The following is a 25,654-nucleotide window of genomic DNA, read 5'->3' on the forward strand; positions in this document are numbered from 1 at the left end:
CCGCTTCTCCTTGAATCGCCGGTGAGGTGTCGGTGCTGACGAGCTGCACCTGCGGATCTCCTCACCATGGCCGCGGCGTCTGTCCACTCGCTTCCGGCAGATCCCCGGTGCGCGGCAGGGCCGGTGTGCTGGACCGGGGCCTGCCTGGTGTGTTCCCAGATGCGGCCGACTCGCCCGGCCTTGACGATGTCGGCATGGTGACCCGAAGCGTGCCCTGCGACGTGACCGAGCTCAGAACGCTGTTTCTGTTCGAGAGGCTCGACGAGCATCAGCTGGATTGGCTGTGCCGTAACGGGCGCGTGGAGCTCTTCGAGGCCGGTTACATCTACCGGGAGAACGACGTCGCGACCTCGTTCTATGTACTGCTGGACGGTGAACTGGTCATCTCCCGCCGGGTCGGCCACGAGGACACCGAGATCAATCGGACCAGCCAGGTCGGCGCGTACGCAGGAGCCTGGCGACCGTTCTTCGGCGAAGGCGTCAGTCAGACACTGGACAACACTCTGCGGGCGACCCGGCCGTCACGACTGTACGTCCTGGCCGCGGACAAGTTCGCGGCGATCATGCGTGAGTGGTTCCCGATGCCGTTGCACCTGCTGGAAGGCCTGTTCCTCGGCATGAAGAACACGCAGCGGGCGATCAGTGAGCACGAGCGGCTGCTTGCTCTGGGCTCCTTGTCAGCGAGCCTGATGCACGAGTTGAACAACCCCACCGCCGCAGCGATGCGTGCGACGGCCGCTCTGCGGGAGCGACTCGCCGGACTGCGACGCGTCGAGTCGTCTGTCCGGCAAGGCCTCGACCTTGCCGCGTGGAAGTCACTGGAAACCCTGCAGCACAAGGCTCTCGAGCATCTCGTCGAGACTCCGTCGCTGAGCCCGCTCGACGCAACCGACCGTGAGGACGAGCTGACCGGCTGGTTCGAGGTCCACGGAATCACCACTGGCTGGCGGACGGCTCCCACCTTCGTGCAGGCCGGGTGGGACGTCGAGTGGCTCGAAGCCGTCGCAGAAGCTGTCGGTGACAGCCCGGCCCTCGAAGCTGCGTTCGACTGGTTGCACCACACGATCGATCTCGAGCTGTCGCTGGACGAGATCGACGACTCCACGTCCCGGATCTCCACCCTCGTCACGGCAGCACAGCAGTACTCACAGGTGGACCGTACGCCGTACCGCGAGGTCGACCTGAACCAGCTGCTGGAGAGCACCCTGATGATGCTCGCCCACACGATCGGCGACAACATCACGGTCGTCACCGATCTCGACCGCAGCCTGCCCGCCGTCCCGGTCTACGCTGCCGAACTCAACCAGGTGTGGACGAATCTCGTCGAGAACGCCGTCGACGCGATGAACGGCCGCGGCCGGCTGACCGTCCGCACCGCCCGCGACAACGACCAGGTCCTGGTCGAGATCGGCGACACCGGACCGGGGGTGCCCGAGGAGATCAGGAGCCGCATCTTCGAACCGTTCTTCACAACCAAACCGGTCGGTGCAGGGCTGGGTCTGGGCCTCGACATCTCCTGGCGGATCGTGGTCGGCAAACACCACGGTGAACTGTCGGTCGAGTCGTCACCAGGAGACACCCGTTTCACCGTGCGCCTGCCGCTGACATCAGAGACACAACGGCCCGAGTACTGACCGCCGCGCGCTGCGCCGTCACAGGAATCACAGCCGGGCCAGCTCCGCGAGCGCTGCCCGCGGGCCGATGTGCTCGATCCGCTCGGCCAGGACGTCGCCTGGCGACCGGCCGGACTCGACCAGCTCCGCCAGCTCGGCCACCGACGCGGCCAAGTCGGCCGGCCCGCGGTCCGCGGCGATCCGCAGGCACCTGCGGGCAGCTTCGGCGAGCCGCGGGTCGGTCAGGCCGTCGCGCGCCGCTTCGGTCCACAGCGACCTCGTGCGCTCGGTGGCCTCAGCCGCGAGGTCGGCGGCGATCACGTCGTCCATCAGGGTCGTGGTGACGGCCACGACGCCCGGCCACCAGCGCTGTGGCGTCGCGTCAGGAACCGCAGTTCGAGGTAGCCACGCAGGCGGACGGGCGGGAACACGTCCAGCACCGGACCCGTGCGCCGGCGGTCGAGCTGGAGCCAGGCTCGCTGACGTGCCGACTTCCAGCCTGTCGAGCGTCCGTGCAGCCAGGGCGAGGTCGCCGAGACCGCCAGCAGCACGGGACCCAGCCGATGTGCTTGTGCAACCCACCGGGCCCACTCCCGCCGCAGGCCTGCCTCGAGGTTCACCTGAAGGGCGGCCGTCGAGTTCATCGTCACCGCGCCCGGGCCGACAGCGCCGGTGGCCGCGAAGTACTGTTCCATCGCGCGATATCGCGCACTCGGGTTCGTCCGGTACGACGGGCGCAGCGGATCGGCTCCGACCTCCACCAACCCGATCCCGAGTCCCGCGACCGCCGCCCGAACGCCTTCGACCTCGGCACGCAGAGCGGCGAAAGCTCGGCTCGATCCCCAACATGGCGAAGGCGGTGGCGAACAGCCCCGCCGCGCTGCAGGGATACATGGCCCTCTCCGACGCGCTGGCGAACGGAGCCTCCCGGTCGCCGCGCTGCTGACGCTTTCCGACGCCATCGCTCGCAGCCGGGGCGCCGTCGACGACGTCACGTTGACGACCGCCCGCGCGGCAGGAGTCACCGACGCGGAGATCGCCGAGGTTGTCGCCAACCTGGCACTGAACATCCTCACCAACTACTTCACCATCGTCGCCGATACCGACGCAGACCTTCCGGTCGTCACACCACACAACCACGGCTGACCTGTGCTCGGCGCTAACGGCCGGCTTACCGATCGGCCGATCCACTCGACGGCGACGATTTCGGATCTACTGTCGACCGCGTACATCCCTTTTCTGTCGAAGGAATCAATCACCATGCGCAATCCGTTCACCCGTTCCCTGCCGCCGCTGCTCGCGGTAGCGGCGGTTGCCGCCGGCGGTACCGGCGTCGCCAACGCTCAGGGGCTGACAGCAACCAATGACGCGCAAGTCGTTGGTCATGTCTACGAAGCGACCAACGCCGCGGCCGGCAACGCGGTCCAGATCTTCGACCGGCTGCGCGACGGTCGGCTGCGTACAGGAAGCGTCGTCGCGACCGGCGGACTCGGGCTCGGAGCGTCGCTGGCGTCCCAGAACGCGCTGGTTCGTCAAGGGGACCTGTTGTTCGTGGTCAACGCCGGCGACGACACCATCTCGACGCTGGCGATCACCCCACGAGGTCTCGTCCAGCGAGACGTCGAGCCCACCGGCGGTGACCGGCCCGTGAGTGTCACGGTCCACGGAAGCTCCGTGTACGTCCTCAACCAGGGCGACGCAACCATCAGCGGACTTCGCCTCGGGCCGGACGGTCACCTGACTCCCCTCCACGGTTCGACAAGGCAACTCAGCAAGGTCGGCGACACGGACGCGGCAGCCGCGCAGATCTCCTTCACCCCGGACGGACACCATCTCCTCGTCACACACAAAGGTGATCAGACGATCGACACCTACGCGGTGTACGGCCAGTACGCGGGCCGCGCGGTGCCGACTCGCTCCGCCGGCTCGACGCCGTATGGCTTCGACTTCGACCGCCACGGCCACGCCATCGTGTCCGAGGCGGGCCCGAGCGCGGTGTCGTCGTACGCCGTCAGCTTCGGCCGCCTACGCACGATCAGCCCGTCCGTGAGCGACACCCAGGCGGCTGCCTGCTGGCTCGTCACCACCCGGGACGGCCGCTACGCGTTCACAGTCAACGCGGCCAGCTCGACCGTCTCGTCGTACCGCATCAGCACCGACGGGCGAGTCTCCTTGCTGCAGGCCGTCGCCGCTCGCACCTCCGGAGGCGGCACCGACGCCGCCCTCAGCCCGGACGGCACGACGCTGCAGATCCGCCTCGGCAACGGGAACATCGCCTCGTACGCCGTGTCTCACAACGGCGACCTGACATCCCAGCAGGACACGGCCGGCGCCGCCACGAGCGGAACCGCAGGCCTCGCCACCGACTGACATCACAGGCGACCAACGCCGCAACCGCTGCCCGCACGACCACCGCGATGCGGGCAGCGGCCTGCAATCCGCCGCCAATGCGGCGGTCGTCAAGGAAGCCGGCCCGTGCTCAGTAGCCAGCGAGCCGCGTCGATCACGGACATGTCGGCGGCCGTGGCGAACGATTCCAGCAAGGCGGAAGCCATCGGGCCAGGGATGTGGTACCGCTCGATCAGGATCCCTTCGGCGATTCCGATGACCGCGGACGGGTCGGCCCTGTCCCAGTCTGGGTCTTCGCGCTCGTCGTTGCTGCTCATCGGGTCAGTCCTTAGAGCTGCGCGGCGGCTGATTCGTCCCAGGTAACCGCTTGACGGCGGCTGCAAACCACCCCGGCTCGGCGGCGGGTCGCAGCCATGACGTTGCCCCAGGCTACTTAGGTCTGCGCGCCGCTTCGGCCACGATGTCGGCGGCAACTTTCCGCAACTTGATGTTGTGGCTCTGCGATGTGTGCACCAAGATCGCGAACGCCCGGTCCGGGTCCACCTGGTAACGCTCCATCACGATACCGACCGCCTTCCCGATCTCTTCGTGCGGGTCCAGCGTCGCAGACGCGCTGGCGTCGTCGCGGGTCCAGCCCAAGGCAACCGCGGCAAGTTTGGCGAACATCATCCCCATCAGCCGATCGTCGGCGCCGATGCTGTGCGGCCGGTCGGCGTAGAGGTTGAGTGCCCCGCGCACCTGCGGATCAGCCCGGAACTGAAACGCCACCTGTGCCCGCAAACCGAGCGTCTCGGCGACCTTCGGCCCGAACACCGGCCAGCGTGGATCGTCACCCAGGTCGTCGACCTGCACGACCGGTTCGTCCAGCGCCGCCTCGATACACGGCCCCTGTCCCAGCTCGTACTGCAATGCGTCGGCCCGCGCCACCACCTCGTCGGTCGGCGCCAGCGTCTGGATCCGGCCGTCCATGGCGGTCACCGAGATGCTGGCATGGTCAATCGAATCGATGGTGTCCACCGCACTCAGAGTAAGCATCTTCGCCGCGTCGTCCCCGTCGACCGGGAACCGCAGCGAATCGGCCACCCTCTCCATCGCCTCGAACAACCGCGTAACGTCCACAACAAGCCTCTCTCGTCGACAGGCATGGCAATCACCCAAGCCCCAGTCTGCTCCATATCGACCAGCACGGGCCCGGCAGGCCGTCGATCGCCGGCTGACGCAACTTGCGCGGCGGTTGACGGACCAGGCACGGACCAGGACGGAAGCCCCTGCAGGCAGGGCTATTTCAGCTCGGCCGACGTCTTGCCCAACAACCAGCGGGCCACGATGAGCTGCTGGATTTGTTGGGTGCCTTCGAAGATGTCCAGGATCTTGCTGGTGCTCACGGCGGTCCGTGGCCGGACCGCCCCAATGTGGCCTCTGACCTGGGCATTTGCTGCTCACCCGAAGTCATCGTTGACCAACGTTTGCCGGTGTTCCACGGAGCAGTGACGGAGCAGGTTCGTAGGGCCTTCGGCCGGCCTGTTGGTGCGATCCTGGATGATGGTCGGCTTGAGTGGATCCAGCCTGCCGGACGTGGATTTCTCGCGTATCCGGTGGTACGGCCGCGGGCGACGAGGTCGGCGAAGAACTCGTTCCAGGCCGGGCCGGTCTCGGACGTGGCCACGCGCAGGCCAAGCACCTCGCGGTGGCCGTCGCCGTTGATGCCGGTGGCCAGCAGTACGACGGCGTTGACCACGCGGCCGCCTTCGCGGACCTTCATCGTCAACGCGTCGGCGGCCACGACGTGAACGGCCCGGATGCGTCCAGTGGCCGGTGCCGGAAGTCCTCGACGATTGCGTCCAGGTCGGCGGCCATCCTGCTGACCTGGGACTTGGACAGTGAGTCGATGCCGAGGGTCTTGACGAGCTTGTCCATCCGCCGCGTGGACACGCCGGCGAGGTAGCAGTCGGCCACCACGGTGGTCAGCGCGGACTCGGCGCGTTTGCGACGTTCCAGCAGCCACTCCGGGAAGTAGGTGCCCTTCCTGAGCTTCGGGATCGCGACGCCGACGGTGCCGACGCGGGTGTCCAGGTCGCGGTGCCGGTAGCCGTTGCGCTGCGCCGCGCGGGCCGGCCGGGGTCGTCCCCACTCGGCGCCGACCACCGCGTCAGCATCGGCCGACAGCAACGCGTTGATGATCGACTGCAACAGCGAGCGCATCAGATCAGGTGACGCTTCGGCGAGCGCCTCGCCAAGCAGGGGAGACGCGACCCGTAACCGCGCCTCCCCGGGCCGGCGCAAGCCGGGAGTCGAATACTGCAGGGCATCGAGCCCGCAGACACGACGCTGTCGCCCAGTGGCCGGGACACGCCTGCACCCTCACCGAACCACTCCCCCAGCCAGCAAACCGATCCCGGCGCGTGCCGCGCCGTAGGATCACGGGCGTGCCCAGCATCGCCACACGGACACGTCACCGTACGACGCCGTGACCTCCGACCGGCCGATCCCAGGGCGAGCTGATGCTCCCGCCGAACCGGGCAGCGGCGAGCCTCGCCTCGCCTCCGACCCGATGCTTACCGCATCCCAAGCCGCGGCCCTGCTGCACGACACCCGGCAACGGGTCCAATTGCTCGCCAAGGCCGGCATCCTCACCGTCCACCCCGGGCACCACCACCGCCGCTACCGCACCAGCGACGTCGAACACCTGGCCCAACCGATCACCGTGCACGAGGCGATCGCGATCCTCGACTGCACCACCGCCGACCTGTGGGCCCTGATTCACACCCGCACACTCGCGGCCACCGGCCCCCTGCTCCCCGTACGCCGGTACCAGATCCTGTGGCGCCGCCAACTCGCCCGCCCCCTCGCCGTACGCCAGCCAGCGCCCCCGACTGGCGACCACGTCCTGGTCGGCCTCCGCGACGCGGCGCGAATCCTCGACCTGCCGACCGCCGAGACGAAGGCCCGCGCCCCCGCGGCCAGCCCTTCGGGCACACCCGGGCTCAGAGGGGTGCGTAGTCAAGTATGAGTACGACGGCGACGCCCAGTCCGCAGGCGAGGGAGATGTTTCGGGTGCGGTGGGCTACCCAGCCGATGGTGGCGGCGCCGGCCAGGAGGATTGTCAGGTCGAGGGATTCTGCGTCGTGGACGAGGCGCATGAGCTCCACCGCGATGATCGACGAGAGCACCGCCGGCGCCAGGTACTCGAGTCCGTCGCGGAGGCGGGCCGGTAGCCGGTCGGCCGGGACCAGGGTGATGAAGATGATGCGGAGTACCCAGCTGATAGCGCCCAGAGCGAGGAGGGCGAGAAGCGCGGTCATCGTCGGGCCGCCGATCCGGCCATGACGCCGCTCATGGCTCCACAGAGGATGCCGAGCTCCGGGCGGACCAGGCCAACCACGGCAGCGACCAGTCCGCCGGTCAGAGCAGCAGCGACAGCAGGGCGGCTGGTCAGCCGGGGTGCCAGGAGGCCGAGGAACATCGCGGTGCCGACGAAGGTGAGGTGCGGCAGGTCCGGTAGCGCGGGACCGGCGAGCATGCCGACCGCGATCGAGCCGCACCACACCACCAGGATGAACGCGCCGAGAGATCCCCAGTAGCGCCGGAACGCGCGCCCGACGAGCTCGGGCCGCGCGCCGGACAGCAGGTACGTCTGGTCGATGACGAACTGCGGCGCCAGCCAGCGGAACCAGGTCGGCTGGTCGCTGAACCGCGGCGACAGCGACGCGCCGTACAGAAGCATCCGCGCGTTCACGATCGCCGCCGACACGACAACTGCCAGAAACGCGGCACCGGCGTGGATGAGTGTCACCGCGGTCAGTTGCGCGCTGCCGCCGTACACAGCGGCCGCACCGATCAGGCCGGGCAGCGCGCCGATTCCGAGAGCGGACATCGTCACCCCGAGGGTCACACCGAACGCGCCCAGCCCCAGCGCCACCGACGCGGTGTCGCGTAACGCCAGCTCAGATGGCCGGCTGTCGACAAAAGTCCTCATGCCACAACCTTCAGGCCGGTCGCGCGTAGACCGCTTGGCTAGCGACAGCAGGAAATGTGGAGAACTCGTGGAGATCGTCCCTCCACCCGGCCTCCACATCCTCTCCAAGCATCTGCCCGCCGCAACGACGCAGAGTCGTCCCATCACGATGAGATGGGGGCAGAAGATGTACGACGTACTCGTCGTAGGCGCACGCTGTGCCGGTGCGGCCACCGCGAAGTTGCTGGCCGAGCTGGGCCGCAACGTCGTGATGGTCGACAAGGCGCAACTGCCGAGCGACACGCTGTCGACCCACGGGCTGCTGCGCGGCGGTGTGGTCCAGCTGTCGCGCTGGGGACTGCTCGGTCGCGTGCTCGCGAGCGGCGCACCCGCGATCACCCAGGTGCTGTTCGATGCGCAGGGCGTGACAAAGGTACGGCGGATCAAGGAACGCGCGGGCGTGGATGCGCTCGTCGCGCCACGCCGCCACATCCTCGACGGCCTCCTCGTCGACGCAGCCGTCGAGGCGGGGGCCGAACTCCACACCGGCGTGACGGCGACCGGCGTACTGCGCTCGGACAACGGGCGCGTCACCGGCATCACCGGTCGAACCGCGAGTGGCGAACTGATCGAGCTACCTGCTCGCATCGTCATCGGCGCAGACGGCAGGAGGTCGCGGATGGCCGGGTACTTCGGCGCCGAGACGCTCGAGCACTTCACCTCACCTTGCGCGGTCTTCTACACGTACGTGACCGGACTCAGACCCGACACCTACGAGTTCCACATCGCAAAGGACACCTTCGCCGGTGCCTTCCCGACGCATGACGACACCGCCTGCGTCTGGCTGATCCGTCCGACCCCGCTCCTCGAACCGATCCGTACGGCGGGCTCGGCGCGCATCCCCGTCTTCGTCCAGCAGCTCGAAGAACTCGTACCCCAGCTGGGCGAGCAAGTCGGCGAGATCACCACGAGACTCCGCGGTACCGCCGATCTGCCGAACTACCGTCGTCAGGCCCACGGCCCCGGCTGGGCGCTCGTCGGCGACGCCGGCTACCACCGGGACCCGATCACCGGGCATGGCATCACCGACGCGTTCCGGGACGCCGAGCTCCTCGCGACCGCCGTCAACGACAGTCTCGGCGACCCGCGCGACGAGCCGGCCGCGATGACGTCGTACCAGCAGAACCGCGATCTGATGGCGCGCGAGGTGTTCGAGCTGACCCGCGCCCTCACCGCCTTCCCAGCGCCCGACCGCTTCGTCGAACTGCAGCTGCGGCTCAGCGAGGCACTCGAGCGTGAGGCCGACGAACTGGCCTCGTTTCCCGGACTCACAGCGCATCTGGCCGCTTGAAAGGAACAGCACCATGACCGCAACCGCCACCGACAGCCACCGCAACGGGGTCGACACCGCCACACTGTTCGCGACCCTCGACGCCGTCAAGGCCCAACCCGAAATCGCCCGGTTCCAGTTCCGCGCCACCAACCGGTGGATCAGCGGCACCCACAACCGCGGCACGATCAACCGCTACTACGGGGCCGGGCAGGAGAACGCCCGTACCGCGGACTTCCACTTCGACGCCGACCACCCGCCGGTGCTGTGCGGCACCGACCAAGGACCCACGCCGGCCGAGCATCTGCTGCACGCACTCGCCGCCTGCCTGACCGCCGGACTCGCGAACATCGCGGCGGCCCGCGGCATCGACCTCGAGGAGGTCACCTCGACCGTCGAGGGCGACATCAACCTGCTCGGCATCCTCGGACTCGATCCCGAGGTGCGCAACGGCTACGAAACGATCCGCGTGGTCTTCCACGTCAAGGGCGACGCTGAAGCCGACAAGCTCAAGGCACTGGTCGAGCAGTCGATGAAGCGCTCCGCGGTGTACGACGTCATGACGCACGGCGTCCCGGTATCGGTCGACGTCGCGACCGCCTGATCCCCCCACAGGGCCGGTCTGCTCCGGGGCTGGCAGACCGGCCTTCACTCCGCAGCGACGGCCCTGAAGACCGCGTCTTCCACTGGCTCGGTCACAACACCGGACCCTGCCACCAAGTCGTTCACAGCCGAACTCAGCCACAACGACCCCGGAGTCGCTTGGTCCGCCAGTGAGACGGCCAGCCGTACGCCGTGTGCGTCGAGCTGAGTCTCGTGCCGTGGCACCTCCGCGATGGCGACACCAAGTCTGTCGGTGCGGTGCAACTGAGCGAGGCCGGCGCGCACTGCGGTTGCCGGTCCGTCGAACAGCACCAGCGCACGACCGTCAGGACCAGAGGCGCGGCGGCCACCGGCCGCCACGAGCCCGTCGGCCAGATCGGCGGCACCTGGTCCGGCCGGTGCCGCGACAGCGGCCAGCGCCATCGGATGCCCCCTCAGCGTGGGCAGGTCGCTCAGGAACCGCTCGATCGTGTCGAGAAGCTGGTCCGGGTTCCCCGACACGAAATGGTCCGCACCGTCGAGCAACGCCAACTGTGCACCAGGGATGTGCTCCGCCAGATACCGCGAACCGCCGACGTTCATGAGCGCATCGTCGACCCTGTGCATCACCAGTGTCGGCACACGCACGGCCGGCAACGCGTCGCGGACATCCACGAGCGAGTTCATGTCCATCAGCGCCTGCACCGTCGACGGCGTCGCGGCCGACCGCATCCGCTGCGCCCACCACCGCTGCATCGGTGCGTCGGCCGACGGGCAGCGCATCAGCATGTCGGCCTCCCAGTCCCACTTGCTGACCAGTTCGTTGGTGTAGGCCTGACGCTCCTCCTGCTTCTGCGCCCACGGATAGTCCTCGGACCAGATCCGCTTCGCGTAGGTGCCGTACAGCACCAGTCCGGCCACGCGCTCCGGGTGGGCCGCGGCGCACAGGATCGCCATCGGCCCACCCTCGGAGTACCCGACCAGGACGGCGCGACGGGACCCGACGGCGTCCATCACCGCGAGTACGTCGTGCATCCGCGTCTCCACGTCCGGGAGCCCGGACGGTCGGTCCGACATCCCAGTGCCGCGCTTGTCGAACCTGATCAGCCGGCCGAACGAGCCGAGCCGGTGCAGGAAGTGCGCGTGCCGCGGGTCTCCCCAGTCCAGTTCGAGGTGCGACACGAAGCCTGAGATCAGCACTATGTCGAGCTCCCCGCCGCCGGTGATCTGGTAGGCGATGTGGAGTCCGTCGGAGACGGTGTACCGGATCGGCTCGCTCGGCCGGTCCTCGGACCTGGACTCGACCGGCGCGACGAACCGGTACCCGCGGCCGTGCAAGGTCCGGATCATCCGCTGGCTGTGGCCGTCGTCCCCGAGCGCCCGCCGTACCTGCTTGATCCGGCTGGTGACGGCCGTTTCGCTGACGAACCGGCCGCCCCAGACGCCGTCCATCAGTTCCTCTTTCGGAACGACCCGGTCACGGTGCGAGACGAGGTAGGCGAGTACATCAAACGCTTGCGGCTCCAGGGGCACAGGCACGCCACCCCGCCGTACCTCGAACAACGCCGGGTCGAACTCCACACCCCCACCGAACCCAAGCACCACATGACGACTATGCCGGATCAGCCCTTCTGCGTCACGCGGTCAAGCGGTGCCGGGGTCAAGGTCTGCCGCGCCTTCAGGTACGCCGCGAACGTCTCGTGGTCGGTGTTTTGCGGACCGGGTTCGTGTAGCTCCTGAAGGCGGAGTAGCCGTCGGCGCCGATCACCGTGTAGGCGAGGGCCGCGATCCGGTACGTCTTCGCCGGGTCGAGCGCGACGCCATCGATGGGTTCCCGTACCCGTACCCGTACGCGTCCCACGACTCACCGAGCATGACCCGGCCGTCCGCGTCGCCCGGCTTGTGGCTGTCGGCAACCAGGAGATCACCGCGCAACGCCGTCGATCCGGTCGCGGGCCTGGCCGCGATGAGGCCGAGGTCCGCCTGGCCGCCGTTCTGCCGAGCGGTCCACAGGTGTACGCGGCCGCCAGGTCGGCCGGCGTGCTCTCGCCGACCGCGTTCGGGGTCCGCCATCCGTCGGCCCCGTGGGGCACCGTCCGTACGCAGCGCATCCCTCACGCAAGCCTCCAACTGAGATCCTCGACAGGTACGTCGATCTGCTCCGCCACCCGGACAGGCTCATCCAGCAACGCCACGGGGTCTGGGCGTGGTCGGGGGCCGGCACGTCCAAGCAGACGCAGTCCAGGCGCAGCGGTTGACGCGCATCACGCCAAGGACAGAAAGAGCTTCTCCATCTTCTTGGTGTCGACGCTGTCGGGGCCGTCGCCGTTCACGATGCACTGGCGCAGACCGCTCGCGACGACCGCGAAGCCCGCACGGTCGAGGGCGCGGGAGACCGCGGCCAACTGGGTGACGACCTCCTCACAGTCCCGCCCCTCCTCCAGCATCCGGAGCACCCCCGCCAACTGGCCCTGGGCTCTCTTGATCCGATTGACGACCGGGACCATCTCGCTCTCGTCGAGCGCCGTCATGATTTCTCCTCACTCACTGTCGCAAGCACTGCGACCAACCGGTCCTTCGCGTCCCGCGCGACGAGCCCCAACTCGGGCGCAGCACTGAGTCCAAGCATCACATCCGGGTTGAATGCCTCCACCGCGGAGGTCGTCTCGTCGAGCGCCCGGACCACCACGTTGCACGGCAGCATCACGGCGATCGACGGATCGGCTTGAAGCGCCCGGTAGGCCAACGGCGGCCGGCAGGCGCCGAGGATGACCTGCTCCGGTACGTCGACGCCTAGCTTGGCCGACAGCGTTGCCTTCAGATCGATTTCGGACAGGATCCCGAATCCCTGCTCGGCAAGCGCGGAGCGGACGGCCTCGACGGCCTTCTGGTACGGCAGGCCGACCTTCCCCATCAGCGTGTAGCCGGACATCACGCGCTCCGCGCGTCTCCGCGCGCCGCCGCCTCCGCGCGCGCCTTCACCATGTCCAAGTCACGGACGGCGGCGATGACCTGCTCCAGCGCGTGCGCCGGCAGCGCACCAGGCTGCGAGAAGACCAACGCGCCCTCCTTGAAGGCCATCAGAGTCGGGATCGACGTGATCCCGGCGGCTGCGGCCAGTCCCTGCTCGGCCTCGGTGTCGACCTTGGCGAACACGATGTCGGTGTGCTGATCCGAGGCGGCCGCGAAGATCGGGGCGAACCTCCGGCACGGCCCACACCACGAAGCCCAGAAGTCGACAAGAACGATCCCGTTCTCCGTGATCGTCTGCTCGAAGTCGGCGGCCGTCATCTCGATGGTGCTCATGTCACTCTCCTCCCACACTGAGGAGCCCGCGCTCTTCGCGATACCCCCGGGGTGTCTTCATTCCCAACACTACATACCCCGGGAGGTATTCCAAATCGCCCGACTCAGGGCAGCTGTATGTACCCGTGGCGCATCTTCCACAGGAAGTACTTCTCGAAGCCCAGCTTCATCAGGTGCGCCTGCGGACCGGGGATCAGTACGCCGTGCTTGCGCGGCGGCAGCATCTTGTCGGCCAGGATGATCACGCCGTTGTTCCCGGCATCCATCACGCAGACCGCCTTGATGTCGCCGAACGACTTCGTGTTCACCGGCTCCTCGCCGCGGATCTGCGCGGCGATGTTCGCAGCGGCGGTGTGCGCCATCACCTCGGTCGGGAAGCCCGTCTTCGGGATCCCGACCGGTGTCGGCGTCTGCCACGGCACGTCGACCGCGGCCGCCACCCCGACCGCGTACACGTCGTCGTACTTCTCGCTCTGGTACGTGTCCCGCACCACGACGTACCCCTTCTCGTCGGCCAGCCCGTTCGAGTCCTGCAGGAAGCGCTGCCCGAGGAACGGCGGAACCACCATCCCGAATCGGAACGGCACACTCTGGCCGTCCGCCAGCACGAGCGCGCCGTCGTCGACATGGTCGATACCGACCGAGATCCGCGCGGAGATCCCCTCCTTCCTCAGGAACATCCCCAGCAACTGCTCACCGTGCGGCAGCCCGCCGATCCCGAAATGCCCGAGGAACGGCTCCGCCGTGACGTAGGTCAGCTTCACCTTCTTCTGCAGACCGGCCTTCCGCAACTGGTACGCGGTGTTGAACAAGAACTCGTACGCCGCCCCGAAGCAGCCCGCACCCTGCGTCGCCGCAACCACGACATCACCGGGATCATCCAGGAACCGGCGCCACGCGACAGCGGTCCGTTCGGCCTCCCGCAGAGTGGTGATCGTGTTGGCGTTCTCCTTGAACCCGGGAACGACATCGTCCTTGTTGCGGTAACCGGTCGCGATGACCAGGTAGTCGTAACCGAACTGCCGGCCGTCGTCGATCGTGACCTGCTTGGCCACCGGATCGACCGCGGTCGCGGCCGCGTGCACGAACTCGATGCCGTGGGTCTCCAGCGTCGGCGCCACCGGGAACGTGATGTCCGCCTCGTCCCGCTTGCCGAACGGAAGCCAGATCAGGCTGGGATTGAAGAGGAAGTGGTCGCTCGCTGACACGACCGTCACGTCCACGTCGCCGTCGAGGTCGTGCTTGACCGCCAGCGCCGCCGTCATCCCACCGAAATTGGCGCCGAGCACCAGCACCTTCTTGCGCATCTGAGGCCTCCTCGATCGAACTCTCTCGATCCAGGAATACCCAGGGGCGTATCAGCACCAGGAGAGCCGATCGACCCCCACCCCGGGGTCATAGGTCCTCGACTCAAGCCAGAGCCAGGAAGAGCCTCTCCATCTTCGCGGCGTCGACGTCGCTGTTCTCGTCGGTGAGGCAGTGCTGCAGGCCGGTGCTCACAATGGCATACCCTGCCCGCGAGAGGGCCTTGTTCACGGCGGCGAGCTGGGTCAACACGGATTCACAGTCCGCACCTTCCTCCATCATGCGGATCACACTGCCCAGATGCCCGTGGGCGCGCTTCATCCGCGTGACGATCGGCTTGATCTCGGCTGGCTCGAAGTCCATCGAAGCCCTTCCCGGTGAGTCCAATGACGCGCCCGTTCGGCGTCGCCGGAGCCGATTCTACATCCCCCTGGGGGGATATGTTAGATTCTCTTCGAACCCCCTGGGGGGATACCGCGAACCAGAGAGGAATCCGATGCGAGAGATCGACCCCGACCGACTCGCCACCGCGCTGCGGTCCACAGCGACGGTCGTGGACGTCAGGGAGCCACGGGAGTACGCCGACGGCCATGTTCCCGGCGCCGTCAACATTCCGATGGGTCGTCTGCCGGGCCGCATCGACGAGATCGACCGGTCAGCACCGGTGTACGTCGTCTGCGCGACGGGCAACCGGTCGTCGGCCATGACTCAACTGCTGATCGGAGCCGGCTTCGACGCGTACAACGTCGCCGGCGGAACCAGCGCCTGGATTCGCTCCGGACACCCGATCCACAAGTGAGGACACGATGACCGACCACCACCCGCTGACCATCCGGACCATCGAGACGCCGTCGCTCGGTGACCGCAGCTACCTCGTCCACGACGGCGACGTGGCGTTCGTCGTCGACCCGCAGCGCGACATCGACCGCATGCTGGAGATCCTCAGGACCGAGGCGGTCCGCCTGACCCACGTCTTCGAGACGCACATCCACAACGACTACGTCACCGGCGGTTTCGCGCTCGCGCAGGCCACCGGCGCCACCTACCTCGTCAACGCCGACGACGAGGTCACCTTCGACCGCACCCCGCTGCGCGACGGCGACGTCATCCAGGTCGGCGATCGGATGCGGGTCCGCGCCATCCACACCCCCGGCCACACCTTCACCCACCTGTCCTACGCCCTCACCGACTCCGACCGGCCCGTCGCCGTCTTCACCGGCGGCTCCCTGCTGTACGGCGCGACCGGACGACCCGATCTCCTCGGTCCGGACCACACCGACGCCCTCGTACGGCATCAGCACCACTCTGCTCGCAAACTGGCCCGGACGCTCCCCGACGAGACCGAGGTCTACCCCACCCACGGCTTCGGCTCGTTCTGCTCGGCAACCCAGGCCGAATCCGCCGAGTCGACCATCGGACAGGAGAAGCGCTCCAACCCCGTCCTGACCCGGGACGAAGAGGACTACGTCCGTGACCTGCTCGACGGGCTCGGAGCCTGGCCTGCCTACTACGCCCACATGGCACCCGCCAACGCCGCTGGCCCCGGCGCGCCCGATCTGTCCCTCCCACAACCCGCCGACGCCGTCGAACTGCGCCGTCGAATCGAGGCCGGCGAGTGGGTCGTCGACCTGCGCACTCGAACTGCGTTCGCGGCCGGCCACGCACCGGGAACCCTGAACTTCGGCCTCGACGGCGCCTTCTCCACCTACCTCGGCTGGCTGATCACCTGGGGAACGCCGGTGACCTTGCTCGGGACGACCGCGGCGGACGTCACACAGGCCCAGCGTGAGCTGGTGCGCATCGGCATCGATCGCCCGGCGGCGCATGCCACCGGCAGCCCCGAGCAATGGAGCGTCGACGCACCCGTTTCCTTCCCGACCGCCACGTTCGCCGATCTCGAGCTTGTTCGCCATCACCGCGACGTCGTCGTGCTCGACGTACGCCGTACCGAGGAACACACCGCGGCCCGGATCGAGGACGCGGTGAACATCCCCATCCACGAACTGCCCCGCAGGCTCGACGACATCCCAGCGGGCGAGGTGTGGATCCACTGCGCCGCCGGCTACCGGGCGTCGATCGCCGCGTCGTTCCTGCACGCCGCCGGCCGCACCCTCGTCGCCGTCGACGACCAGTTCGAGAACGCCGCGAAAGCCGGCCTCCAACTCGTCGGCCCGGAAGCCTGACCGACCGGTGACGATCGTCCTCGCCGTCGCCGCTGGAGCACTCATCGGCCTCAGCCTGGGCGCACTGGGCGGGGGCGGATCGATCCTGGCCGTACCGATTCTGGTCTACCTGCTCGGCCAGTCCGCAACACAGGCAACGACCGGCTCCCTGGTCGTGGTCGGCATCACGTCGATCCTGGGCGCGATCACCGCAAGGCGCGCGGGTCACGTCCTGCTCGGACGCGGCATCGCGTTCGGCCTCGTCGCTCTCGGCGGCGCGACACTCGGAGCCAGGGTCTCGGCGCTCGTGCCACCGAACATCCTGATGGCGGCCTTCGCGGTACTGCTGCTCGTCGTCGGCGGCCTGATGGGCCGGCGTCAGCTGCAGCGCTCCCGCACGGCCGGCCGATCGGTCGCCCTCGGGCCGAGGCTCGACGACCCGATCATCACGTTCACCCCGGCCTTCGCGTGCGCGTGCCCGCGGGCACTGAAGGTCCTTGTCACGGCCACGGTTGTCGGCCTGCTGACCGGCTTCCTGGGCGTCGGCGGGGGCTTCCTCGTCGTCCCCGCCCTGACCCTCGCCCTAGGCCTGCCGATCCGTTATGCAGCCGGCACCTCACTGGTCGTCATCACGATCACGAGCACTGCCGCATTGGCGGTCCGGGCCGGAGCCGGCTTCAGTCCGGACTGGGTCCCAGTACTGCTCCTCACGGCCGTCGCCGCCGTGGGAGCGGTGGTGGGAGCTCGCATCGCTGGCAAGGTGGACAGTGCACGGCTGTCCGCGGGGTTCACCGTTCTCGTGCTTGGGGTCGCGATCTACACCGCGGCCCAAGCGCTTCCCGCTCTTTTCTGACGTCGTACATCCCAAACCCCATGAAGGAGAACCACCATGTGCCGACCCGTCACTTGCAAGACCTGTTCCAAGACCACCTGGGCCGGGTGCGGCCAGCACGTCGCACAGGTCAAGGCGATGGTCCCAGCCGACCACTGGTGCGGCGGCCACCCGAAGGCCGAACGCCAAGGCGGCAACTGGCTCGGCCGACTGCTCGGCCGCTGACAGACCTTGCGAAGCCCTGGCGCGGCAAACCCCGATTGCTGCCCGGGGCTTCGGCAGAGCCCCGGCGATACCCGCCGGCGACCACCGTTCGCGTCTCCGTCGGCGAAGGTTCAGCCCGAGCGCAAGACCCGGAAGGCCGTCGGGTCTGCTGGGTCGCGGTCCGCGATCTGAAGTGGCGACCACGTCCACTGCCAGATGGGAAGCTCTGGCGTGCTCCTGAAGGTGATCCGGCCGCGGGTGCCCTCCACATCGACCTCCGACCATGCTCTGGCTCGCAGGAACTCCGCTACCGCCTTGACGGCGTCGTAGCCCTCGAACGCGACGAACGACGGGCTTCGAGGCAGGTCGGCGGCGACCCTGCCACCAAGGGAGGTAAAACGTGACGGCAGGTAGCGCAGGAAAGGGATCCCGGCGCCTTCGGGAGTACACCACTCGGGGAGCTCCGGTTGGCCGGCGGGTGCGCCGATCAGGACATCGGGGTGATCGCGACGGATGGATCGGACCAGCGAGAGGGCAGGCTCCGGGTGGCCGGTCAGGAGGAGTACGGCGGTGGCGCCGGCGAGAATGCGCGGGCCCGGCGAGGTCAGCTGATCGGGCGTCAGCCTGGTGACGACCAAGCGCCTCGAGAGGATCTGGCCGCCGGCGGCCCAGTAAATGCTGGGTTGGGCGACCACCGCGATGTGAGCGTGTCCAAGCGAGCGCAAGTAGTCGGCGTAGAGAGTCCAGCCGCGAGACTGGGGTGGAGCGATCCTCGCGACCAAATCGGTCGGTTCGTCGGTGAGCGCGTCCAGAACCGCCGACGAGCAGACAAAGGGTAGGTGGCGTACGACGGACTGCGCCGCCGCCGCGCGCGCTACGACGCTGTGGAACTCCCCGACGACGGCAGCCGCGCCGATGTCGGCGAACTCGTCCACAGCAGCTGTGGCTCGCATCGGATCCGCGGCGGTGTCCCGGACCAGCAATTTCAGCGGACGGCCGTCCACCCCGCCCGATGAGTTGAGGTCGCGCACTGCAAGTTCAAGGCCGGCCACCAGGTGTCTGCCGGCGGCAGCCCAGCCAGGCGGGGACAGTGGGGCGAGCGCACCGATCAGAATTGGTGAAGGTGGCGTCGTCATGGCAGTCATTAGAACGACAGCTCGCTGCCTGAACAAGCAAGATTCCGCCATTGCGCCGGGTCAGGTTTCGTACTGAGCACAACGTTCGCGCCTCCGGCGATCAGCTGGTCTCGAGTAGGGATTTCAGGCGGGCCAGATCTTTCTGGTTGCTGCGACGCATCGCTGCGGACATCAACGGAGCCGCGACGCCCGCGAAGCCGGAGGGTTCTCCGCGGTTGCGCAGTGACATGTGGGTGGACCCGTCGGTGACAGCCGACCAGTGATAGCTGGTCTCCATCGGGAACGGTCCTTGCGCGGTCCGCATCACCAGGCGCTCCTGGGGGACCAGTTCGATGACCTCGTAGGTGTAGGCGAGACGCCGTCCCATGAAGTGAGCGACGAAGTCCATCCGCGACCCGACAGCGACCGGTGGCTCGGTTCGCCACTGGACCGACTCGATGTTGACGTACCACTCCGGCGCGTTCGACGGGTCGCCGACGTACTCGGCGACGACGCCGACCGGCCGGTTGATGACGATCTCGGTCACGACATCGACAGCCATCGATCCTCCCTCCGAATTCAACGGTGCACACCTCATCACACACCTGTCGAGGCGGCCTGGTCTTCGAGGAAAATCCTGGCGGGTTCGGTTCTGGCCACGGCGGCGCCGCGGGCGTAGGCGCTCGCGGCCTCGGCTCGCAGGTCGAGTTGGCTGAGCATGCGGCCTCGCGCCGCGTGCAGCATGTGATAGTCATCGAGCTCGTCGGCAAGTGTGTCCAGGACGGCCAGCCCAGCACCCGGCCCCTGCAGCTCAGCGAGTGCGATCGCCCGGTTCAAGGCAACAACAGGCGTCGGCATCATCTTGAGCAACCGATCGTAGAAGCGAACGATCGCGCCCCAGTCGGTGTCCTCGTAGCGGGCCGCCGCGCAGTGCAACGCCTGGATCGCCGCCTGTAGCTGGAACGGTCCGAGGCGTCGTCGGCGGATGCAGGCGAGTGCAAGCGTCTGCCCTTCGTCGATCAGAGCGTGATCCCACAGCGACCGGTCCTGGTCCTGCAGCAGCACCCCGACCCCCTGGTCCCCGCGCGCGGGCCTGCGCGCATCGTTCAGCAGCATCAGCGCCAGGAGACCGACAGCCTCGGGCTCAGCAGGTATGAGCGCTGCCAGTTGCCTGGTCAGCCGGATCGCCTCGGCGCACAGGTACGCGCGATCCCTGTCGTCCGCGCCGGTGTTGTACACGAGGTACAACACCGAGAGCACAGCACGAAGCCGGCCGGGCAACTCGGTGTCGCCGGGAATGCGGTACGGGATCTGCGCTGCCTTGATCTTGTACTTCGCCCGCACGAGGCGCTTCGACATCGTCTCCTCGCTGACCAGGAAGCCCGCAGCCAGCTCCGGCAGTGTGAGACCGGCGACGAGCCGCAGCGTGAGCGCCACCTGATGTTCGCCTCTCAGGGCCGGATGGCAGCACGTGAACATCAGCCTCAGCTGATCGTTATCAGGTTCGGCACGCAGCTGATCGGCCGCGAGGTCCCTGGTCAGCTCGCGGCCGCGGGCGTTTCGCCGTACGACGTCGACGGCCCGGTTCCGAGCGGTCGTCACGATCCACCCGGCCGGATTCTCCGGTACGCCGTCCCGCGGCCAGCGATCCATCGCGGTCACGAAGGCGTCCTGGACGGCGTCCTCGGCCAGGCTGATGTCCCCGAACAGCCGGACCAGCGTGGCCACGGCCGGACCGTGCGCGTCGCGGAACGCCCGCTCGACCTCCTCCATCCGCAGCCCCGTCAGTCGCCCATCAGTGTCCGGCCTGGACCCGGCCCGTCGCCCGGAACGGCCGCACCTCGATGTCGTGGTCGATCGCCTCGACCACCTTCTCCGCCCACGCCAGCGCCGCGTCCAGATCCTCGGCGTTGATCACGTAGAAGCCACCGACATGTTCCTTGGCCTCGACGAAGGGACCGTCGATGGTCACCTTGTCGAGACCGGTGCCGCCCCGGACAACGGTCGCCGTGTCGGACCCGTGCAGCGCGCCGCCGAAGACGAAGGCGCCGGCCGCGTCCATCTCCTCCTCCAGCGCGATCACCCGGCCCATGAAGGCATGCATGTCCTCGGGCGTGGCGGGCGCGCGCCGCCCACCGTCGTACACCGACAACAAGTACTGGTTCATCACCGCACCTCGACTCCGCGGGACCATCCCGCTCCGTCCTTTCGACGAAAGACGGCTACGCGATCAGGACACCTCAGCATCTCAATCTTCCCCCAACACCGACATAGGGTTGACGCGAGCGGCTGCGACTCTTGGACCGAGCGCGTCGCACAACGGAGGACAGACCCATGACCCAACCCGCTCCTGGCAGCCACAGCGCCAATCAGCAAGCCGACGAGGATGACGGTCGCGATCTGTACGACGAGCTCACCGACGCCCTCCTCTACGACCCGGCGATCGGCCGCTCGACCATGATGGGCTACCCGTGCGTGCGCCTGGCCGAGCGGTTCCTCGCGTCGTACGACGAATCGAGCGGTTCCTCGCGTCGTACGACGAATCGAGCGGTCTCGTCGTCAAACTCCCGGCCACGCGGGTAGCCGAACTCGTGAACTCCGGCACCGGCCTCCCGTTCGCCCCCGCCGGCAAGGTCTTCCGCGAATGGGTAGCGCTGCCCACCCTCGACCGTGATCTCTGGCGCGATCTACTCGCCGAGGCAGTGACCTTCGCCCGGGCATCCGTCCGCGGGAACTGACCGACGAGACATGTCAGCACCGCAATCAGGCACTACGTGTCCGCTCAGCTGTGCACCGGGCGCAGGTTGCCGGACTCAAGTACTGCCCGGACCGCCGTTTCATCGCCTTCGATGCTCACCCGAAGGGCACCCCGTGGTCGCCAGGTGAAGCCGGAGCTCGCCACCAACTGGTTCACGCGACGGGTCCTGGAACGGGTCGATCGCGGAGGCCGGAACCGACCGCTTTGATCGCCTGCCATCTCAGGGCCGCCACCACGCTTCGCCCCGGCGTCCCGGCCCGCCTCGCCTGCTCCCGAGACCGCTCCTCCTGCACGCCGCGCGGCAGCGAATGATTCCTGAGGGGATCGCGGAGGAGTGTGGCACGACCGTCGAACTCGCCCGCCGGCGGTACAACACCACCAGAGTCGAACGCCAACTGGCCGCGAAGCACAATCGCCAGCCGACGTGATACCCGAAGGTCGACCAGGTCGGCTAGTTGAAGCGCTGATCTTGGCTGCAGCTGACGGAGCAGTCGCGGAGCAGGGCCACAAAATCCGCCAAATGACGGCCACCGCGGCGCCTGCCCAGAACTGCCCTGAAGGTCGAGACGACCAGATGCCAAATCCCTTGTAGGTAGGGCTATTTGAGTTCGGCGGAAGTCTTGCCAAGGAGTCGGCGGGCCACGATGAGCTGTTGGATTTGTTGCGTTCCTTCGAAGATGTCCAGGATCTTGCTGTCTCGGGACCACTTTTCCAGGAGGTGGTGTTCGGAGTAGCCGAGGGTGCTGGTGAGTTCTACGCAGCGGAGGGTGATGTCGTTGGCGGCGCGGCCGGCCTTGGCTTTGGCCATGGAGGCCTGGAGGGAGTTGGGTTGGCCGTTGTCGGCCATCCAGGCGGCCTGCAGGGTGAGGAGGTAGGCGGCTTCCCAGTCTGCTTCCATGGCCAGGTACGTCGCGGCCGCGGCGGGCTGGTGGTGGGTGGGGCGGTCGTAGTCGATCTGTACGCCGGCCTCGGACAGCAGTTCCCGCGTGAGTTCGAGGGAGGCGCGGGCGCAGCCGACGGCCATCGCGGCGACCAGGGGGCGGGTGTTGTCGAAGGTCTGCATGACGCCGGCGAAGCCCTTGTCGATGTCCGCCGAGCCGAGCAGGTTCGCGGCCGGGACGCGGCAGTTGTCGAAGCGGATCGTGGCGGTGTCGGACGCCCGGATGCCGAGTTTGTGTTCGAGGCGCTCGACCGTCATGCCGGGCGTGTCCTTCATGACCACGAACGACTTGATCGCGGCCCGGCCGAGGGACTTGTCGAGTGTCGCCCAGACGACGACCGCGTCGCAGCGGCCGCCCGCGGTGACGAAGATCTTCTCGCCGTTGAGGATGTAGTCGTCGCCGTCCAGCCGCGCGGTGGTCCGGATGTTCGCAGAGTCCGAGCCGCAGTCCGGCTCGGTGATCGCCATCGCGGCCCACACGCCCTCGAAGCGTTTCAGTTGCTCGTCGGACGCGACGGACGCGATCGCCGAGTTGCCGAGGCCTTGCCGCGGCATCGACAGCAGCAGCCCGACGTCGCCCCAGCACATCTCCATGATCGACAACACCGACGACAAGTTCGATCCGTTAACGACGCCGTCCTCCGCGCCGGCGGTCCGTCGTACGCCGGAGGCGCCCGCGCCGGAACCGTTGCCCGAGGCACCCAGTCCGTCGACCATCGCGGCCAGCATGTCCAGCTCGACCGGGTAGTCGTGCTCGGCCAGGTCGTAGCGGCGCGAGTTCGGCCGCAGCATCTCGGCCGCGACCTGATGCGCCTGGTTGACGAAGGCCCGGAACTTCCGCGGGGTCTCGAGGTTGATCATCAGACCAGCACCGCACCTTCCATCACGCCGATCGCCCGGAGGTCGCGGTACCACCGCTCGACCGGATGCTCCTTCACGAACCCGTGCCCGCCGAGCAACTGAACGCCGTCGGTCCCGATCCGCATGCCCTGCTCGGCGCACAACCGCCGCGCCAGCGCCACCTCGCGCGCGAACGGCAGCCCCTGGGAGGCACGCGAGGCGGCCCGGTACGTCACCAGCTTCATGCCCTCAAGCTCGATCCCGATGTTCGCCACCATGAACGCCACCGACTGCCGATGACTGATCGGCTCACCGAAGGCCTCCCGGGAGTTCACGTACGGCGTGACGTAGTCGAGCACCGCCCGCGCCGTACCCAAAGCCAGCGCGCACCACCCGAGCCGCGACAACCGCACGCACTCGGCATAGTCCTCGACGGTGCCCAGCGGAACCGCCGGTACGTCGGCCAGGATCACCCGCGACAGCGAAGCGGCGCGCAGGCCCATCGACGGCTCGGCCTCGATCGTCACACCGGGATGATCCGGCTCGACGACGAACAGCCGCGGACCGGCGTCGGTCCGCGCGCCGATCACGAACAGCTCCGCCTCGGCAGCTCGCGGGACCAGCGACTTCACGCCGTTCAGCAGCCCGCCCGTGGACCGCGTCGTCAGCTCGAACGGATCGAACAGTGCTCGCGGTTCCAGCAAAGCCAGCGCGGCGGCGGGCACCGAGGAGCCGGTGAAGGCCGGCAGGTACGTCGCCTGCTGGGTCTCGTCGCCCCACAACGAGATCGCGGTGCTCACCGCGGACGGTGCCAGGCACGCGACGGCCTGACCCATGTCGCCGTGGGCCAGCGCCTCGGCGACCAGGACGCCGGTCATCGCGGACCGCTCGGTGACGATGCCGCCGAGGTCCTCCGGCACCTCGATCAGGCTCAGCCCGAGCTCGGCGGACGACTCCAGGACCGACGGGTCGGTCACGCACGCGGTGTCCGCGGCGGCGGCAGCGGGTCGCAGTACGTCGGCGGCGAACTCGCGGACGACGTCGACCATCATCTGCTGGTCCTCGGTCGGCGTCAGGTCGAACCGGCCGGTGCCGCGCGCCGCGGGCAGCCGGGTCGGCGCGGCCGGCTTCGAGACCGCCGCGAACCGCCGCGACAGCGCTCCTGCCGTCCGGAATCCGGTTTTGGTCGCCTCGAACACGGCCCGCTCGGCCGGTTTCCGCAACCCGAACCGGTCGATCGTCCGGGACCGCGCCAGCTTGTTCAGCAGCGCGACGCCGACCCCGATCGCGTCCCGCCTGGTCCGCTCTTGAAGGCTCATGGCCCCACTGTAAACCGAAGTTACAACTCAGGTCACGCCTACCGCGGTTGATAGCCTGACGCCATGGCGGTCAGCATGTCCGATGTGGCCCGGCACGCGGGCGTGTCGCAACGCACCGTCTCGAACGTGGTGAACAACTACGTCCACGTCTCCCCCGCGACCCGCGCCCGGGTCCAGGCCAGCCTCGACGCCCTCGGCTACCGGCCCAACACAGCCGCCCGCCGGTTGCGCACCGGCCGCACCGGCACCGTGACGCTGGCCGTGCCGACGTTCCGCGAGCGGTACTTCGCCGATCTCGCCGAGGCCGTCGTCGCCGCCGCCCGGGACCGCGGTACGACGGTGCTCGTCGAGACCACCGGCGGCCGCCGCGACACCGAGCTGGAGCTGCTCCGCGGCGGCGAGGTCCTCACCGACGGCGTGATCATGAGCGCGGTCTCTCTCGGCCGCGCCGAGCAGCGCAGCGAGCATCCGGTCGTCCTGATCGGCGACCGCGAGCCGGGCAGCGCGATCGACCACATCGGCATCAGGAACCGCGAGGCCGCCCAGGCCGCCGTCACCCATCTCCTGGACACCGGACGGCAGCGGATCCTGCTGCTCGGCGCGAACCACGGCCCGAAACGCTCGTACCAGCTGCGCCGCCAGGGCTACCAGGCCGCCCTCAAGAAGCACGGCATCGCACTCGACCCCGATCTGCTCGTCGACTGCGACTGGACCACGGCAGCGGCCGCAGCAGCCATCATGAAGCACTTCCGGAATCTGAAGCCCGACGGCATCTTCGCGATGAACGACTCGGCCGGCCTCGGCGCGCTGCACGCTCTGCGTCGAGCCGGCGTCGACGTACCAGCGGACACCTCGGTGATCGGGTTCGACGACATCGTCGAGTCGGGCCTCAGCACGCCGACGCTCAGCACGGTCGCGCCGCTGCTCGACGAGATCGCGGCCGGCGCGCTCGACCTGCTCGACGAGCAGCTCGCCGACGACCATGTCCCGCAGCACCGGATGGCCGGCTACGAGCTCCGCATCCGGGAGAGCACCACCCGCTGA

32 protein-coding genes and 1 pseudogene are annotated in these 25,654 nt (G+C 68.3%); 13 read left to right on the forward strand and 20 right to left on the reverse strand.

What is annotated here, in order from left to right; translation table 11 throughout:
• The first annotated feature begins 194 nt into the window (after positions 1 to 194).
• Positions 195 to 1,634 (forward strand): ATP-binding protein, encoded by a 1,440-nt coding sequence (locus ABZX12_RS28915; RefSeq protein WP_355698186.1) that lies wholly within the window; start codon positions 195 to 197, stop codon positions 1,632 to 1,634.
• A gap of 27 nt (positions 1,635 to 1,661) precedes the next feature.
• Here ABZX12_RS28915 and ABZX12_RS28920 read toward each other — a convergent pair whose 3' ends face one another.
• Together ABZX12_RS28920 and ABZX12_RS28925 are read right to left on the reverse strand one after the other, a co-directional pair.
• A complete protein-coding gene (locus ABZX12_RS28920; protein WP_355698188.1) occupies positions 1,662 to 1,964 on the reverse strand; it encodes a hypothetical protein in 303 nt (100 codons plus the stop codon).
• Positions 1,943 to 2,575, reverse strand: coding sequence for a glutamate-cysteine ligase family protein (locus ABZX12_RS28925; protein ID WP_355698189.1), 633 nt, complete (start codon positions 2,573 to 2,575; stop codon positions 1,943 to 1,945). Before ABZX12_RS28925 ends, ABZX12_RS28920 begins: the two co-directional genes overlap by 22 nt.
• Positions 2,576 to 2,609: 34 nt before the next feature.
• Here ABZX12_RS28925 and ABZX12_RS28930 point away from each other — a divergent pair, with 34 nt between their 5' ends.
• Positions 2,610 to 2,759, forward strand: coding sequence for a hypothetical protein (locus ABZX12_RS28930; RefSeq protein WP_355698190.1), 150 nt, complete (start codon positions 2,610 to 2,612; stop codon positions 2,757 to 2,759).
• A 114-nt stretch (positions 2,760 to 2,873) separates the two neighbouring features.
• Entirely contained in the window at positions 2,874 to 3,983 is a 1,110-nt protein-coding gene (locus tag ABZX12_RS28935; RefSeq protein WP_355698192.1) for a beta-propeller fold lactonase family protein, read from the forward strand.
• Positions 3,984 to 4,072: 89 nt separating this feature from the next.
• Here the strand turns inward: ABZX12_RS28935 and ABZX12_RS28940 are convergent, their stop codons facing one another.
• From ABZX12_RS28940 to ABZX12_RS28950, 3 genes and pseudogenes are all read right to left on the reverse strand, one after another.
• Positions 4,073 to 4,279 carry a hypothetical protein gene (locus ABZX12_RS28940; protein ID WP_355698194.1) on the reverse strand — a complete coding sequence of 69 codons (207 nt, stop codon included), beginning with the start codon at positions 4,277 to 4,279 and terminating at the stop codon, positions 4,073 to 4,075.
• A 112-nt stretch (positions 4,280 to 4,391) separates the two neighbouring features.
• Positions 4,392 to 5,066, reverse strand: coding sequence for a GAF and ANTAR domain-containing protein (locus tag ABZX12_RS28945; RefSeq protein ID WP_355698196.1), 675 nt, complete (start codon positions 5,064 to 5,066; stop codon positions 4,392 to 4,394).
• Positions 5,067 to 5,565: 499 nt separating this feature from the next.
• Positions 5,566 to 6,203: pseudogene (locus tag ABZX12_RS28950) on the reverse strand (transposase); the annotation flags it as partial.
• A gap of 310 nt (positions 6,204 to 6,513) precedes the next feature.
• Here ABZX12_RS28950 and ABZX12_RS28955 point away from each other — a divergent pair.
• On the forward strand, positions 6,514 to 6,972 hold the full coding sequence (locus tag ABZX12_RS28955) for a hypothetical protein (protein WP_355698198.1): 459 nt from the start codon (positions 6,514 to 6,516) through the stop codon (positions 6,970 to 6,972).
• On the opposite strand, the gene ABZX12_RS28960 is transcribed toward ABZX12_RS28955, so the two are convergent.
• Positions 6,947 to 7,264: an AzlD domain-containing protein gene (locus ABZX12_RS28960; RefSeq protein ID WP_355698200.1), complete on the reverse strand. Its 318-nt coding sequence runs from the start codon at positions 7,262 to 7,264 to the stop codon at positions 6,947 to 6,949. The two genes, ABZX12_RS28955 and ABZX12_RS28960, sit on opposite strands and share 26 nt — an antisense overlap.
• The gene (locus tag ABZX12_RS28965; RefSeq protein WP_355698202.1) at positions 7,261 to 7,938 is read right to left on the reverse strand and encodes an AzlC family ABC transporter permease; all 678 of its coding nucleotides are present in this window, start codon (positions 7,936 to 7,938) and stop codon (positions 7,261 to 7,263) included. The genes ABZX12_RS28960 and ABZX12_RS28965 overlap by 4 nt, the downstream gene beginning before the upstream one ends.
• A gap of 148 nt (positions 7,939 to 8,086) precedes the next feature.
• Here ABZX12_RS28965 and ABZX12_RS28970 point away from each other — a divergent pair, with 148 nt between their 5' ends.
• Together ABZX12_RS28970 and ABZX12_RS28975 are read left to right on the forward strand one after the other, a co-directional pair.
• Entirely contained in the window at positions 8,087 to 9,268 is a 1,182-nt protein-coding gene (locus ABZX12_RS28970) for an NAD(P)/FAD-dependent oxidoreductase (protein WP_355698204.1), read from the forward strand.
• A gap of 13 nt (positions 9,269 to 9,281) precedes the next feature.
• The gene (locus ABZX12_RS28975; RefSeq protein ID WP_355698206.1) at positions 9,282 to 9,851 is read left to right on the forward strand and encodes an OsmC family protein; all 570 of its coding nucleotides are present in this window, start codon (positions 9,282 to 9,284) and stop codon (positions 9,849 to 9,851) included.
• Positions 9,852 to 9,895: 44 nt separating this feature from the next.
• Here the strand turns inward: ABZX12_RS28975 and ABZX12_RS28980 are convergent, their stop codons facing one another.
• From ABZX12_RS28980 to ABZX12_RS29010, 7 genes are all read right to left on the reverse strand, one after another.
• Complete coding sequence (locus tag ABZX12_RS28980; protein ID WP_355698207.1) at positions 9,896 to 11,434, reverse strand: alpha/beta fold hydrolase; 1,539 nt, start codon at positions 11,432 to 11,434, stop codon at positions 9,896 to 9,898.
• Positions 11,435 to 11,507: 73 nt separating this feature from the next.
• A complete protein-coding gene (locus ABZX12_RS28985) occupies positions 11,508 to 11,690 on the reverse strand; it encodes a hypothetical protein (protein ID WP_355698209.1) in 183 nt (60 codons plus the stop codon).
• 403 nt (positions 11,691 to 12,093) lie between these two features.
• A complete protein-coding gene (locus ABZX12_RS28990; protein ID WP_355698211.1) occupies positions 12,094 to 12,360 on the reverse strand; it encodes a metal-sensitive transcriptional regulator in 267 nt (88 codons plus the stop codon).
• The gene (locus ABZX12_RS28995; protein ID WP_355698213.1) at positions 12,357 to 12,761 is read right to left on the reverse strand and encodes a DUF302 domain-containing protein; all 405 of its coding nucleotides are present in this window, start codon (positions 12,759 to 12,761) and stop codon (positions 12,357 to 12,359) included. Before ABZX12_RS28995 ends, ABZX12_RS28990 begins: the two co-directional genes overlap by 4 nt.
• Positions 12,761 to 13,135 (reverse strand): thioredoxin, encoded by a 375-nt coding sequence (gene trxA, locus ABZX12_RS29000; RefSeq protein WP_355698215.1) that lies wholly within the window; start codon positions 13,133 to 13,135, stop codon positions 12,761 to 12,763. The genes ABZX12_RS28995 and trxA overlap by 1 nt, the downstream gene beginning before the upstream one ends.
• 104 nt (positions 13,136 to 13,239) lie before the next feature.
• Complete coding sequence (locus ABZX12_RS29005; RefSeq protein WP_355698217.1) at positions 13,240 to 14,442, reverse strand: FAD-dependent oxidoreductase; 1,203 nt, start codon at positions 14,440 to 14,442, stop codon at positions 13,240 to 13,242.
• 103 nt (positions 14,443 to 14,545) lie between these two features.
• Positions 14,546 to 14,803 (reverse strand): metal-sensitive transcriptional regulator, encoded by a 258-nt coding sequence (locus ABZX12_RS29010; RefSeq protein ID WP_355698218.1) that lies wholly within the window; start codon positions 14,801 to 14,803, stop codon positions 14,546 to 14,548.
• Between the two features lie 133 nt (positions 14,804 to 14,936).
• Here ABZX12_RS29010 and ABZX12_RS29015 point away from each other — a divergent pair, with 133 nt between their 5' ends.
• The 4 genes from ABZX12_RS29015 to ABZX12_RS29030 are packed head-to-tail and all read left to right on the forward strand — an operon-like array spanning position 14,937 to position 17,659.
• Entirely contained in the window at positions 14,937 to 15,239 is a 303-nt protein-coding gene (locus tag ABZX12_RS29015; protein WP_355698220.1) for a rhodanese-like domain-containing protein, read from the forward strand.
• Positions 15,240 to 15,246: 7 nt separating this feature from the next.
• Positions 15,247 to 16,623 carry an MBL fold metallo-hydrolase gene (locus ABZX12_RS29020; protein WP_355698222.1) on the forward strand — a complete coding sequence of 459 codons (1,377 nt, stop codon included), beginning with the start codon at positions 15,247 to 15,249 and terminating at the stop codon, positions 16,621 to 16,623.
• 7 nt (positions 16,624 to 16,630) lie between these two features.
• Positions 16,631 to 17,455 carry a sulfite exporter TauE/SafE family protein gene (locus tag ABZX12_RS29025; protein WP_355698224.1) on the forward strand — a complete coding sequence of 275 codons (825 nt, stop codon included), beginning with the start codon at positions 16,631 to 16,633 and terminating at the stop codon, positions 17,453 to 17,455.
• Between the two features lie 36 nt (positions 17,456 to 17,491).
• Positions 17,492 to 17,659: a hypothetical protein gene (locus tag ABZX12_RS29030; protein WP_355698225.1), complete on the forward strand. Its 168-nt coding sequence runs from the start codon at positions 17,492 to 17,494 to the stop codon at positions 17,657 to 17,659.
• 110 nt (positions 17,660 to 17,769) lie between these two features.
• Here ABZX12_RS29030 and ABZX12_RS29035 read toward each other — a convergent pair whose 3' ends face one another.
• From ABZX12_RS29035 to ABZX12_RS29050, 4 genes are read right to left on the reverse strand one after another with little or no spacing between them, the layout of a single operon-like run.
• Positions 17,770 to 18,825 (reverse strand): ABC transporter substrate-binding protein, encoded by a 1,056-nt coding sequence (locus tag ABZX12_RS29035; RefSeq protein WP_355698227.1) that lies wholly within the window; start codon positions 18,823 to 18,825, stop codon positions 17,770 to 17,772.
• 49 nt (positions 18,826 to 18,874) lie between these two features.
• Positions 18,875 to 19,315 (reverse strand): SRPBCC family protein, encoded by a 441-nt coding sequence (locus tag ABZX12_RS29040; protein WP_355698229.1) that lies wholly within the window; start codon positions 19,313 to 19,315, stop codon positions 18,875 to 18,877.
• Positions 19,316 to 19,350: 35 nt separating this feature from the next.
• The gene (locus tag ABZX12_RS29045; protein WP_355698231.1) at positions 19,351 to 20,526 is read right to left on the reverse strand and encodes a sigma-70 family RNA polymerase sigma factor; all 1,176 of its coding nucleotides are present in this window, start codon (positions 20,524 to 20,526) and stop codon (positions 19,351 to 19,353) included.
• A gap of 22 nt (positions 20,527 to 20,548) precedes the next feature.
• Positions 20,549 to 20,920, reverse strand: a complete 372-nt coding sequence (locus ABZX12_RS29050) for a YciI family protein (protein WP_355698232.1) — start codon at positions 20,918 to 20,920, stop codon at positions 20,549 to 20,551.
• A gap of 167 nt (positions 20,921 to 21,087) precedes the next feature.
• Here ABZX12_RS29050 and ABZX12_RS29055 point away from each other — a divergent pair, with 167 nt between their 5' ends.
• Entirely contained in the window at positions 21,088 to 21,336 is a 249-nt protein-coding gene (locus tag ABZX12_RS29055) for a hypothetical protein (protein ID WP_355698234.1), read from the forward strand.
• An 8-nt stretch (positions 21,337 to 21,344) separates the two neighbouring features.
• Positions 21,345 to 21,491 carry a hypothetical protein gene (locus ABZX12_RS29060; protein ID WP_355698235.1) on the forward strand — a complete coding sequence of 49 codons (147 nt, stop codon included), beginning with the start codon at positions 21,345 to 21,347 and terminating at the stop codon, positions 21,489 to 21,491.
• 618 nt (positions 21,492 to 22,109) lie between these two features.
• Here the strand turns inward: ABZX12_RS29060 and ABZX12_RS29065 are convergent.
• Positions 22,110 to 23,312, reverse strand: a complete 1,203-nt coding sequence (locus ABZX12_RS29065) for an acyl-CoA dehydrogenase family protein (protein WP_355698237.1) — start codon at positions 23,310 to 23,312, stop codon at positions 22,110 to 22,112.
• A complete protein-coding gene (locus ABZX12_RS29070) occupies positions 23,312 to 24,610 on the reverse strand; it encodes an acyl-CoA dehydrogenase family protein (protein WP_355698239.1) in 1,299 nt (432 codons plus the stop codon). Before ABZX12_RS29070 ends, ABZX12_RS29065 begins: the two co-directional genes overlap by 1 nt.
• Before the next feature lie 63 nt (positions 24,611 to 24,673).
• Here ABZX12_RS29070 and ABZX12_RS29075 point away from each other — a divergent pair, with 63 nt between their 5' ends.
• Positions 24,674 to 25,654, forward strand: coding sequence for a LacI family DNA-binding transcriptional regulator (locus ABZX12_RS29075; protein WP_355698241.1), 981 nt, complete (start codon positions 24,674 to 24,676; stop codon positions 25,652 to 25,654).

The organism is Kribbella sp. NPDC003505, assembly GCF_040610875.1.
GTDB lineage: Bacteria > Actinomycetota > Actinomycetes > Propionibacteriales > Kribbellaceae > Kribbella.